The organism is Chitinophaga sp. OAE865, from assembly GCF_040546735.1.
In the GTDB taxonomy this organism is placed as follows: domain Bacteria; phylum Bacteroidota; class Bacteroidia; order Chitinophagales; family Chitinophagaceae; genus Chitinophaga; species Chitinophaga polysaccharea_A.
On the sequence record NZ_JBEPOF010000001.1, the window covers coordinates 6,958,014 to 6,970,503 of the forward strand.

General features: G+C 49.6%; 7 protein-coding genes. 4 read left to right on the forward strand and 3 right to left on the reverse strand.

Annotated features, from left to right (window positions below; genetic code table 11):
* Window positions 1-5 precede the first annotated feature (5 nt).
* The 3 genes from ABIE50_RS27785 to ABIE50_RS27795 all read right to left on the reverse strand — a co-directional run bounded on the left by ABIE50_RS27785 (window position 6) and on the right by ABIE50_RS27795 (window position 5,289).
* Window positions 6-1,388: a tetratricopeptide repeat protein gene (locus ABIE50_RS27785; RefSeq protein WP_209866345.1), complete on the reverse strand. Its 1,383-nt coding sequence runs from the start codon at window positions 1,386-1,388 to the stop codon at window positions 6-8.
* Between the two features lie 79 nt (window positions 1,389-1,467).
* Window positions 1,468-4,254, reverse strand: coding sequence for a family 78 glycoside hydrolase catalytic domain (locus ABIE50_RS27790; RefSeq protein WP_354028202.1), 2,787 nt, complete (start codon window positions 4,252-4,254; stop codon window positions 1,468-1,470).
* Between the two features lie 18 nt (window positions 4,255-4,272).
* On the reverse strand, window positions 4,273-5,289 hold the full coding sequence (locus ABIE50_RS27795) for a zinc-binding alcohol dehydrogenase family protein (RefSeq protein WP_209866347.1): 1,017 nt from the start codon (window positions 5,287-5,289) through the stop codon (window positions 4,273-4,275).
* A 214-nt stretch (window positions 5,290-5,503) separates the two neighbouring features.
* Here ABIE50_RS27795 and ABIE50_RS27800 point away from each other — a divergent pair, with 214 nt between their 5' ends.
* From ABIE50_RS27800 to ABIE50_RS27815, 4 genes are all read left to right on the forward strand, one after another.
* Complete coding sequence (locus tag ABIE50_RS27800; RefSeq protein ID WP_209866350.1) at window positions 5,504-6,064, forward strand: RNA polymerase sigma-70 factor; 561 nt, start codon at window positions 5,504-5,506, stop codon at window positions 6,062-6,064.
* A 96-nt stretch (window positions 6,065-6,160) separates the two neighbouring features.
* Window positions 6,161-7,147 (forward strand): FecR family protein, encoded by a 987-nt coding sequence (locus tag ABIE50_RS27805; protein ID WP_209866354.1) that lies wholly within the window; start codon window positions 6,161-6,163, stop codon window positions 7,145-7,147.
* Between the two features lie 102 nt (window positions 7,148-7,249).
* A complete protein-coding gene (locus tag ABIE50_RS27810) occupies window positions 7,250-10,660 on the forward strand; it encodes a TonB-dependent receptor (RefSeq protein WP_209866357.1) in 3,411 nt (1,136 codons plus the stop codon).
* A gap of 11 nt (window positions 10,661-10,671) precedes the next feature.
* Window positions 10,672-12,456, forward strand: a complete 1,785-nt coding sequence (locus ABIE50_RS27815) for a RagB/SusD family nutrient uptake outer membrane protein (RefSeq protein ID WP_209866359.1) — start codon at window positions 10,672-10,674, stop codon at window positions 12,454-12,456.
* Window positions 12,457-12,490: the final 34 nt, after the last annotated feature.

A 12,490-nucleotide genomic window follows, 5' to 3' on the forward strand; every position in this document is an offset into this window, starting at 1 on the left:
TTTCTTCATGAAGGAAATATGCGTGGTGTATCCCGGAAAATAAACTGTTTATAAAGTTGCTCCGCCACCGGGTAAATATCTTCAGGAATTTCTACTATCTCCCCAAACTCCGAAGTCTTGTATAAGGCGCACCGTATTGCCCGCCAGCAGTCTGAAACCTGTTCGGTAAGCAGTGCGCCAAGGGTTACCTGCTGATCCTGCATAATGGCTTCCTGGAATACCAGGCTGTAATCGTTCCAGGCTGATTTTACAATATCGTCGTCAGAAAGCTCCAACCAGCGCTCAACATAGGGCGGTATTGCCTCCCACTCTCTTAAACGGGCCATCAGGGCTACCAATGTATGCGCATAATCCCTGGCATATGGGGCCTGTTCAACAGCCCGCCGCGAAAATTTCAGGGCCAGGTCTAAGCGGGTATTCAGCAGGTACAGGCGCCAGGCTACACAGTTCAGGTCATGAGGGGTAAGCCGGAGATAATTAAAGTTAAGCTGCTGTTCCATAAACTGGAGCAGCGACAACGCATCTCCCGTCTGTCCCTGATCAGCCAGGAAACAGAGATAACATATTTTAGCATGCAGCATGTCATAGCTGCTCCCCTTCTCTTCTACCGCCTGCCGGTACCAGTTATGCGCTATACTATGATCAGTATTGGTTTCCGCATACAACGCAGCAAGTGCGCACATAGGCAGGCATTTAGGGCTGTAAGGTGCTGCCATCGCCGCTTTATACAGCTTTTCCGCCTCTGCATATTCTCCTGTTGCTTTATAGCAATGCCCCGCCAGGAGCTGTAAAAAAGATACCTGCTGCACAGCTGCCGGTGCATGTTTGTAAACTGCAACGGCAGCTTCATAACGATGCAGGCCCAATAAGGTGCTCATCAGTATATGGGAAGTAGTTATACAGTGCGGATCATTCTGCAGATGTTGCGTCCAGAGAGCTACAGCGGTATCATTATCCTTTGCCTGGTAATAGATGGCTGCCAGCTCCCTGTGTACATTCAACGTGATAAATTCAAATTTCTCTGCCCATTCCAGGCCATTACTCAGCAGGGACACATCCCCGGTTTGTGCCACCACAGTATGCAATGCCTCCAGGTAAACTTTTGCCAGTAAAGCACCTTGCGGAAAATAGTCGTCGGATAGTGTAAAGGCTTGTTCAAAATAATGAATTGCCGCCCTGGGCTCACCTATCTCACAATTACTGTATGCCAATACCAGGTAAAGCGATACCTGCTCCTGCCGTTGCCAGTTGTTGCCCTGTAAGGCTTCCAGGTAAGCAATATCTGTTCTTTCCAGCGTAGTTTCCGGGTGAGGAATACGTTTTTTATCCAGCTGTTGCAGGAATGCGGGTAAATCCTTTTGAATCACATTAAGCAATGTTTCATTCATAATGATTATTTGGGGGATGAGTAACTTCTCTGCGTGCGACGTGCAAATAGTATACACACGCAGCAACCGGGAAGTACCATCACCTCACCGCATAATTACCCGCCGACGTAGTCACCGGCCTGCGATTCACCACATGCAGCACATAATCCCCGGAGCCGGTTTCCATTATGTACCGGCCTTCTTTATACCCCTTCTCTATTGCCATCGGCACACCGTTCACTGTAATATCCGACGTCGATTCCGCGGGCATATAAATAGTAGCACGCGCATTTGCCGGTATGTGCACACGCAATGTGAAAGTATTATCTTCTTTTTTCCAGTCGCTCACAATTTCGCCATAGGGAGAAAGATAACTGGCTTTAGCAGCAGTAACATCCCCAACGGGTTCCGGCCTTATTACAATATCACGGAAAGCAATACTGCCTGCTGCAGGCCGTATACCGGCTAACCCGCTGTAGAACCATTCCATCAGGTGACCCAGCATGAAATGATTATTGGAAGCGTCGCGGTATCCCTGCCAGGATTCGGTAAGCGCAGTGGCCCCTTGAGCTAATTGCAGGCCGTAGCCGGGTACATCGGTGCGACTGTTCATATCATAAATCACATCCGAACGGCCTTCATCGTCCAGCACACGGAGCAGATAACGGTAGCCGATATCACCGGCGGTAATACCATTGTTGTGCCGGCGGATGTCTGCCACAATGTTTTCCACGATATCGGCTTTATAACGGGGATCTGCCAGCTGCATGTACACCGACATGGCATTGGCGGTCTGGCTTCCGGTAGCATATTGTTTGGTGCTGTCGTTGAAAAAAGCACGGTTATACGCTTGCTTTACCGCTTCGCTTTGGGAAAGGTATTTTTGCGCATCTGCAGTTTTTCCTAACAACGCAGCTACTTTGGATAAGATGCTGAGATCATAATAATATATAGCCGTTGCCGTTATACCCTTTGGAGTGAGCTGCGCTTCACCTGGGAATTTCGGGCCGATATCGTACCAGTCGCCCAGCCCATGGGAAAGGATATGATGATCTGATTTTTGCGCCAGGTAGCTTACATAACGGGTCATCATCGGGTAGCTTTCTTCCAGTACTGATTTATCGCCATACCACTGGTACATATACCAGGGTAAAATGATACCATTGCTTCCCCATTCCGGCGAATCGCGAAAACCATCTTCAAAATGCACATACTCCGGCGCTATATCGGGAATAAGCCCTTCTGCTGTTTGCGCATGGATCATATCACGTACCACTTTCCGGCAAAGCGCGGCAATATCATAGTTGTACCTTATGGAACTGCCCACCAGGTGCGCTTCTTCCAGCCATCCCAGTTTTTCACGGTGCGGGCAGTCAGTGAATATGCTGGCGGTGTTACTGCGGATGGCCCAGTCGATCAACTTAAAAGTTTTATTAAATAATTCATTAGAGCAGGTAAATTGCCCGATAGTAGCTGCTGCATTACGGGTGTGCAAACTTTGCAGCGTTTGAATTTCAGGCAACCCTGCAGGATTGCTTTTGCCTGCCGGCACGGCGCCGTCAATTTGTATGTACCGGAAGCCGTAATACATAAACTGCGGTTGCCAATATGCTGTATCTTCCCCTTTGAGTGTATAACTAAAAAATACCGGGCTACCTACGGCAGATTGATCTGCCAGGCCTTTGTCTGTAATAAGTTCTGCGGGCGTAATACGCACTACCATTCCTTTTTTCCCTTTCAGGGAGATGGCGGGAATGGCGGATGCATTCTGGCCCATATCGTACACCCAGGTAGCAGGCCCGGTTTGTGTGACCTTAACAGGGGTAAAGCGGTCAAATATCTTTAGTGGTGCGGCGGTTTGTGCATCCAGTTGCGGCGGACCGGTTACAGCTACCGCATTTTTCCAGCCTGCATCATCAAAAGAAGGTGTATCCCATCCGGGTTGTTCCAGGTTGGCATCATAATCTTCCCCGCCGTAGATGCTGGAAAAAGTAACAGGGCCGGGCGCAGCTTTCCAGCTGGTATCGCTGATAATATTTTCTGCGCTGCCATCGCGGTATTGCAGGTGTAACCTGCAAATCAGCTGTGGATAACCAAACGCACCGGTGAGTTTGCGGTACCTTTCTCCCGGCACATAAAAAAAACCGTTGCCCAGCATTACGCCAATGGCATTATCGCCGCTGTGTAACTGTTCCGTTACATCAAACGTAACATAGAGGGCGTGCTGATCGTATTTTGTCCAGCCGGGGTCCAGGAAATGATCCCCTGTTTTTTTTCCGTTGAGATGAAGATCAAACTGACCCAGTCCGCTGATGTAAACAGTGGCCCTTTGCAGTGGCTTGGCAATATGAAATACTTTTCTCAGCAGGGGCAGTATATCTTTCCGCGGGCCATAATTCTTATCGTTGGTAACCGCCGGCACAATGCGGGCGCTGTCCGGCATTTTCTCATACCCTATCCATTGCGCCTGCTGCCAGTCGCCCCGGGAAAATAAGCCCGTATGCCACTGCGCTGTTTCGCTCCAGCCAGATGGCCTTCCCTGCTGGTCCCATACCATTACTTTCCAGTAATAGGTAGTAGCGGGCAACAGTGGTTTGCCGCTGTAAAGCACCTGTACGGACTGATCCGACAATACCTTCTTTGAATCCCATATCCGTCCGCGGTTACGCTCCAGTGTAGCAGGATTATCTGCCACCAGTACACGGTAGGCAGTCTGACGAACATTGGTTCCTTTGCTTTGCAGTTGCCAGCTGAGTGCGGGCCGGGCGGCATCAATGCCTGCGGGGTTTTGCCGGTATTCACATAACAGGTGTTGCAGCGAAACCTGTTGCGCCACACCGGCATGGGCGATACACAGCAATAGTAAGAATAGCCATGATCTCATCATTCAACTGTTTTTGATAGGTCAGATATCTATGATCGCTTTTATCACTTCATTGCGGGGGTCCAGCCAGGAAGGAAATGTATGTTTCACTTCCCCGAATTTCACGCGGTGTGTAATATATTTTTCAGGCTGCACCTTCCCTTCCCTGATATAGCGGATCACCTGTTCAAAGTCTTCGCGGGTGGCGTTACGGCTGCTCATCAGCGTAGATTCTCTTTTGTGAAATTCAGGATGGGGAAACTGCAGCAGGTCCTTTTGCAATCCTATCAGCACATACCGGCCTCCATGCGCCAGGAAATAAATTCCGTTGTTGATAGCTTTCTGGTTACCGGTGGCATCAATCACTACAGTGGGCATATCGCCGCCCGTGATCCCGCGCAGCCTGCCGGCTACATCCGTGGCCGCGTTAATGGTAAAGGGAATGCCCAACGTTTCGCGCGCAAACTGCAGCCGTTTATCCTGTATATCAGTGGCAATTACATTTGCACCGGCAATGCGGGCCAGTTCCATGGCAGCCAGCCCTATAGGCCCCGCTCCCATTACCATTACAAATTCACCGGGTTGTACCCCCGCCCTGCGGATACCGTGGGCACTTACGGACAGTGGTTCCACCAATGCCAGCTGTTCAGCGCTAAGCCCGTTCCCATGCACCAGCAACCGCTCCGGAACGGAAAGAAATTCAACCATTCCTCCATCTTTATGTACGCCCAGCACCGCTATCTGCTCACAGCAGTTAGGCTTGCCGTTGCGGCAGGCAATACAAACGCCGCAATTTTCATAGGGGATCACGGTTACCAGCTCACCTGCACGGAAAGTGCTGCTATCCGCGGCATCCAGCGCTACTATTTCTCCTGCCAGCTCATGGCCCAGGATACGCGGGTAATTAAAATAAGGCTGCGTACCTTCAAAAGCGTGGAGGTCGGTGCCGCAAACCCCTATTTTCCGGATACGGATAATAGCCTGGCCAGCCTGCAATGCAGGCATCGCCTGCAGGCCATATTCAAAATTGCCGGGAGTGGTACAGATAAGCGTTTTCACACCAATTAATTTAGAAAAAAATATCGGTACCCGCACGTTTTATTTTACCGGGCTGGTACCGGTATAATCATCAAAACGGAAGATGAAGGAAAATTTGTCGCCCACCTGGTAAAACGCACTACCTGTTCAGGGCAAATATCCTTGATAAATCATATTTTTGTCATGCCGACACTTATTATCTGCACATTTATATAATTTGGGTATTTTTACTTTTATGCACGACGATATCCCCGAATTGCAACGCAGAATATATACCGGTGATACACAGGCATTTAAAGAATTATATGATAGTTGCTGCACGTCATTGCTGCAACTGGCAATGGCAATTGTTCATACAAGGGAAATGGCCGAAGAAGTTGTAGCGGATGTATTTATTTCGGTATGGAAAAAAAGGAATGACCTTAACCAGGTAGCCAACCTGAAATGGTATCTCTATGCGGCTACCCGCAACATCTCCCTTAATTATCTCCGTAAATACGCACATAAAAAAACGGTCCATCTCGATGAAGCGCAAATGCCCGAATACGAAACAGACCCCGAAGCGCAACTCATCAGCAACGAAATGATGCGGCATATTAACACCGCTATCAGCGAGCTTCCCCCGCAATGCCGGCTGATTTTCAGGCTGGTAAAGGAAGACGGCCTCAAATACCGGGAAGTAGCCGCGCTGCTCAACGTTTCCATCAAAACCGTGGAAAACCAGGTAGGCATCGCCCTGAAAAAACTTACTAAAATGAAATCGCTCCTGGTTTCCCCCCTCCCCGGCAATCAGTAATTCCTTCTCAAAAAAAAATTCCATTCCTCTTGGGGGTATTATCATCTTCTTGTTGTCTTATACGCCGGAAGCGACCTTCATTCAAATTATTCTGCCATGAACAACGACCGTATATGGGTATTACTCGGGAAACAGGCCAGCGGTGAAATTTCCCGGGAAGAACTGTCGGAACTGGATGCCCTGCTGAAGGAACACCCGGAGGAAACCGCCTCACCTGAAATGGTGGCGGCCATCTGGCATACCCCGCTGCGGGAAACAGCCGCCTCCGCTAACAGTAAAACCCGTATATGGAACAAAGTAAGCCCTCAGCTTACTTCTTCCACATCCCATGGAATAATACGCAGGTTGGTGGCGGTGGCGGCGGCAGCTTCCCTGCTAACCGCCGCATGGGGAATATGGCAATTTGTACGGCCAACTGCACCCGTATTGCAGCAACTCAGCTCCGCCCCCGGCGGAAAATCAAAGGTGATACTTCCCGACGGTTCCATTGTTTGGCTCAACCACGGCACACAACTCAACTACGAAAAAAATAAATTCGGCAAACTACACCGCGAAGTAACCCTTACCGGTGAAGCATTTTTTGATATCGCGAAAAACGAAGGGCTTCCTTTTATTATCCATGCAGGAAAGGTAAACATCCGTGTGCTGGGCACTGCCTTTAACGTAAAAGCCTATACGGGCGACAGCACCGTTTCCGCCACGCTGGTAAGCGGGAAAATTGCAGTGTCGTTCCATGAACAAACCGTAGTGCTGCAACCCAAAGAAAAACTTACCATACCGCTCACCAGGGTTATACCGGTATTCCGGCAACAACACCTGGAAACAGACAGCAGCGGCCAACTTCCCGGCATATCCTGGCTCAATAATAAACTGGCATTCGACAACGAAACCTTTGGAGAACTGGCCGTTAAAATGCATAACTGGTACGGCGTTACTTTCCATTTTGAATCTCCCGGCCTGGAACAACTACGGTTTTCCGGCATCATTGATACAGAATCACTGGAGGAGGCATTGAAAATGTTACAGCTATCGCGCCCCTTTAATTTCCGGATCAATGGGAAAGAAGTCCTGGTTAGTAATTAACGCCGCATTATCCATCTTCCAAAAAACAATTGTTATGACCTAAAAAAAATCTACAAAAAAACGCACTCATTTACTTTCCATCACCCTCTTACATTCCATGTTATGAAAATTAAGTTCCAACGGGCTTTTAGTAAAAGTCTGCATGGCAAGTTACCGGCCATACTTGCTCTGGCGCTGCTGATAACCGGGTTCATACCGGCAGGCGCCGCTTCCTTCACCCAGGAAAAGATCAGCATCTCACTGGAAAAAGTCAGCATAAAAACAGTGCTGAAAACCATTCAACAGAAAACACGTTGCCGGCTTATCTACAACGACGATATTCTCCCAGAAAAACCACCCGTGTCTGTTCATGCACAAAACGCCACGGTAGAACAACTGCTTACACAGGTATTAACCGGCACCACTCTCCGTTATACGGTAATGGATAACAATGCCATCGTGATAGCGCCGGAAAATGTACGCGTAGCCAAACTTACCGGCACCGTAAAAAATGAGCACGGCGATCCGCTGATCGGTGTGTCCGTAAAAGTAAAGGGCAGCAACATTGGTACCGTTACCAATGAAAACGGCCGCTTTGAACTGCAGGCTACCGCAGGCGCAATACTGGTGTTCAGCTATGTAGGATATGAACAAACCGAAATAGTAAGTTCTGCCAGTCCGCTCAACGTGGTGCTGAAAGAAAGCGCCAGCGGCCTGAACGAAGTAGTGGTAGTGGGTTACGGCACGCAGAAGAAAACATCTTCCACTGCTGCGGTAGCAGCCGTACAGGGAAAGGAACTGGCTAAATCACCGGTTACCAATATCTCCAATTCACTGGCAGGAAATGTGTCTGGTATCAGTATGCGCCCTAATGGCGGCCAACCAGGCAGGGATAACCCCGATATCCACATCCGCGGTATCGCTACCACCGGTAATAACTCACCGCTTATTGTAGTTGATGGTATCATCCGTAATAATATCAACGAAATTGCGCCCAGCTCCATTGCCTCTGTAACGGTGCTGAAAGACGCCGCAGCCGTAGCTCCCTACGGGTTAGGCGGCGCCAACGGGGTTATCCTCATCACCACCAAACGCGGGCAAACCGGTGTGCCCACCCTCTCGCTGAATGCCTATTACGGAATGCAAACGCCTACCTATTATCCTAAAATGCTGAATGCACAGGATTATATGCGCCTGCGTAATGAAGCGTATATGAATGAAAACCCGGGCGGCACCCAACAACCTTTCAGCGAAGATCTTATCAGCAACTACGCCAGCCTGAACGCAAAAGATCCCGACAAATATCCCATCAGCAATACCAAAGACCTGGTACGCATGCACGCGCCTATCCAGAATTATAACCTGCAATTAAGCGGTGGTACCAATACCATACGCTATTATGCAGGGATGGGCTACCTGCAGCAGGATGGTATGTTTGACCCGATCAACTACAAACGCTACGATTATAATGTAAATATGGAAATAAGCGCTACGCCTACTACCACGGTGTCTTTAGCGCTTATCGGCGCCATCGAAAAAACCAACAGCGTAGATGCCGCCACCACGCCCGGCCAGTTATTCCGCAGTGCGTATAAGCTCATCCCCATCACCAACCTGTACTACAGTAATGGCCTCTGGGGCGAGTTTGCGGGCAACACCCCGGTAGGGATCCTCAAAGCAGGCTACTCCCACCGCGATGCCACCTCCCTGCTAACCACCCTGGGAGTAGAACAACAACTGCCGTTTATCAAAGGGCTTAGTGTGAAAGGTACTTTCAGCTATGACCCTAACGACTATACGATCAAAGGATGGCATACGCCGTTTTACTTTTACTCACAGAATACATCCACTAACCCTTACAGCTATACGAAACAGATCTCTACATCTGAAGGAAGTGCGGCGCCTTACACGTGGCTGAACCAGGAGTATTCGAAAAACCAGTACTATACCTTCCAGGGATTCCTCAACTATCATAACACGTTTGGCAAACACGACTTTACAGGGCTGCTGGTAGCGGAAGCACGTAAAAACGACTCCACCGGGTTCTCTGCAAGGCGCAATAATTTCGCGGTAGGCATCGACGAGCTGGGTATGGGCAGCTCCAACAAAAATGACTTTGATAACAACGGCTCCACTTCCACCGGCAGCCAGCTGGGTTTTGTATACCGCGTTGGCTATATCTACGATCACAAATACCTGCTGGAAGCAGCCGGCCGGTATGATGGCCACTACTATTTTGCACCGGGCAAACGCTGGGGCTATTTCCCCGCCTTCTCCGCAGGATGGATCATTTCTGAAGAGAACTTTATGAAAGATCATCCCTCCGCGCTGAACTATCTTAAACTGAGAGGATCCTGGGGTAAATCCGGTAATCTTGCCGGCACCGCATTTCAATACCTGAACGGGTATAATTTATACGGTAATGCCTATGCCTTCGGCAACGGGTCTATGGTACAGGGCTCTAACATCATCAGGGAAGCCAATCCCAATATTACCTGGGAAATATCCACCAAAACAGATATCGGGATAGACGCTACCTTATGGAAAGGCTTACTTACACTGGAAGTGGATTATTTCCATGAAAGAAGAACGGGCATGCTGCTGCCACCCGCAGTAACCGTACCGGTGGAATATGGACTGGGCCTCTCCGATGAAAACCAGGGCATCATGGAAAACCGGGGGATCGATATTTCCGCAGGAACCTCTCACCGTTTTTCCAACGGGCTGCAGGTGAGTATGAACGGCAATTTCAGCTACGCCAAAAATAAAATGGTACAGGTATTTGAAACGGCTGCCACACGCAATAATCCCAATCGTAGCAGAACAGGCCGGCCCACCGGTACACAGTTCGGTTATCATGCACTGGGATTGTTTTCCCTGTCGGACGATAAGAACAACGATGGCATCATCAACATCGACGACGGATATAATGTAACCCAGTTTGGCGTGCTGCATCCCGGCGATATCCGCTATGCAGATATAGGCGGACCGGATGGCAAGCCCGATGGCAAAATAGACTCCTATGATGAAACGGTGATCGGTAATCCCGTATACCCGTTCATCACGTATGGCTTCACTCCCAGCGCCTCCTGGAAAGGATTTGACCTGAGCCTCTTTTTCCAGGGATCCGCGCTGGCCAGCCTGAACATCCGCGGCTTCCAGACAGTACCGTTTAACAACAACAACAGTAACTCCGCATACGAATACTATAACAACCACTGGACACCCAGTACACCGGATGCAAAGTATCCACGCGCTAACCAGTCGCCCTACGCAAATAACACCCAGAACTCTGATTTCTGGATGATGAAAACGGGCTATCTCCGCTTAAAAACAGCGGTGCTGGGATACACGCTACCCGCCCATATTTCCAGGGCAATGAAGATGCAGAGCGTTCGCTGCTACTTCTCCGGCCAAAACCTGCTCACCTTCAGCAAAATGAAGTTCATGGACCCGGAAGTAGGATACACCGACCTGGAAACAGCCTATCCCAACCAGAAAGTAATGGTGCTCGGGCTAAACGTAACCTTTTAAAACAAACTGCTATGACCCGCTTTATATTATCATTGCTCGCCGGTACACTACTATTGGGTATCCTGTCATGCAAAAAAGAATTCCTGGAAAACACCGACAAGGCAAAGCTCACCGACGATTTGCAATGGGGCTCGGAAGGCAATGCCGATCTTTTCCTCAACGATATCTACAGCGCTTTGCCCAACTACTGGAACCAGCCGGAAAACCTGGATAATTTCACCGACGATAACGACGCCGGTTTTTACTACACCTCCTACAACTGGAAACAGGGTATCGTGGAAGCATCTTCCAACGACTATACCATATGGGGAGGCATCACCGGTTCCGGCGACCTTACCAACTGGACCACCATTTATACCAACATCCGTAAATGCAATACCTTCATCGCGGAAGTGCGTAAAAATGCCGCCAACTTTTCACCGGAATGGATAAACAAACGTATCGATGAAGCCCGGTTTATCCGCGCGTTCTTTTACAGCGAACTGTGGATGCATATCGGTGGTCTCCCCATCATCACCATTGCGGCCGACCGCCGTACCATGGACAGCTCCATGATCTATGCGCCAAGGAACACCTTTGCCGAAACTGTGACCTTTATTACCACGCAGCTGGACTCTATTGCCAAAGATGGATACCTGCAGCCTAAATATAACAAAGGCGATGCAGATGCAGGCCGCGCTACCCTGGGCGCCGCACTGGCCCTGAAAGGATGGGTGGAGCTGTACGCCGCCAGCCCTGCCTTCAACGCCGCACAGCCTGCCGCCGGTAATGATCCCAACAAAATAGCCGGCTACAACAACTTCGATGGCGGCCGCTGGGCCACTGCCGCTGCTACTTTCAAACAGTTCATCGATCTTTATGGCAACGGTAAAGTATATGAGCTGTTTCCTGATCCTTCCGCTATCTGGTATGAAGCCAATGAATACCATTCGGAAGTGGTGTGGGACCGGCAGGTGGTAGCCAACATCATGGGATCATCTTTTGAGCAGTACGGCGGCCCGGTATGGATCAATGGCGCTTATTACACCTGGGGCAACTACTGTCCTACACAGGAGCTGGTAGACCAGTTCAATATGGCCAACGGCAAACCCATTACAGATCCCTCTTCCGGTTATGATCCGCAGCATCCCTACATAGGCCGCGAAAGGCGTTTCTACGACTGGATCGTATATGACGGCGCTCCCTATAAAATGGCCTGGATGGATAAAGGCGATACCATCTACACCCGCATCGATAAAGTACGCCCCTCCAAAAACCAGATCGATTTTGGTACCGATGATGTGAGCAACACCGGCTATTACTTTAAAAAACGCCTTAATCCCCTGGTACGCCCCGGCGGCGGTGCAGTAAGCGGCGCCAACTTCATCTACTACCGCTATGCAGAAGTGCTGCTGGGATATGCAGAAGCGCAGAATGAAGCAGCCGGTCCGGATGCCACTGTATACAACGCCGTCAACCAGGTGCGCAGAAGGGCCGGCCTGCCGGACCTGGCGCCGGGCTTATCACAGGCGGAAATGCGAAACGCTGTTCATCATGAAAGAAGGGTGGAGCTGTGTTTTGAAAATAAACGCTTCTATGATATTATACGCTGGAAAACCGCCAGTACCGTCATGAATGTGGATAAGCATGCCATGAAGATCTCCAATACTTCTCCCAACAACAATGCAGGCGTATGGAAATATGAAATTGTGCCGCTCAATCATCCACATGTGTTCACTCCAAAAATGTTCCTGAATCCGGTACCGCAGGATGTGATAGATCGTAACCCGAAAATTGTGCAGAACCCGGGGTATTAAAACCAGAAAAGTTGCAGGGCCTTCCCCCTGCAAC

What these genes read in the sequence shown, in the direction of transcription:
- ABIE50_RS27785 (WP_209866345.1), bottom strand. Translation starts at nt 1,388, where the DNA reads ATGAATGAAACATTGCTTAATGTGATTCAAAAGGATTTACCCGCATTC.
- ABIE50_RS27790 (WP_354028202.1), bottom strand. Translation starts at nt 4,254, where the DNA reads ATGATGAGATCATGGCTATTCTTACTATTGCTGTGTATCGCCCATGCC.
- ABIE50_RS27800 (WP_209866350.1), top strand. Translation starts at nt 5,504, where the DNA reads ATGCACGACGATATCCCCGAATTGCAACGCAGAATATATACCGGTGAT.
- ABIE50_RS27805 (WP_209866354.1), top strand. Translation starts at nt 6,161, where the DNA reads ATGAACAACGACCGTATATGGGTATTACTCGGGAAACAGGCCAGCGGT.
- ABIE50_RS27810 (WP_209866357.1), top strand. Translation starts at nt 7,250, where the DNA reads ATGAAAATTAAGTTCCAACGGGCTTTTAGTAAAAGTCTGCATGGCAAG.
- ABIE50_RS27815 (WP_209866359.1), top strand. Translation starts at nt 10,672, where the DNA reads ATGACCCGCTTTATATTATCATTGCTCGCCGGTACACTACTATTGGGT.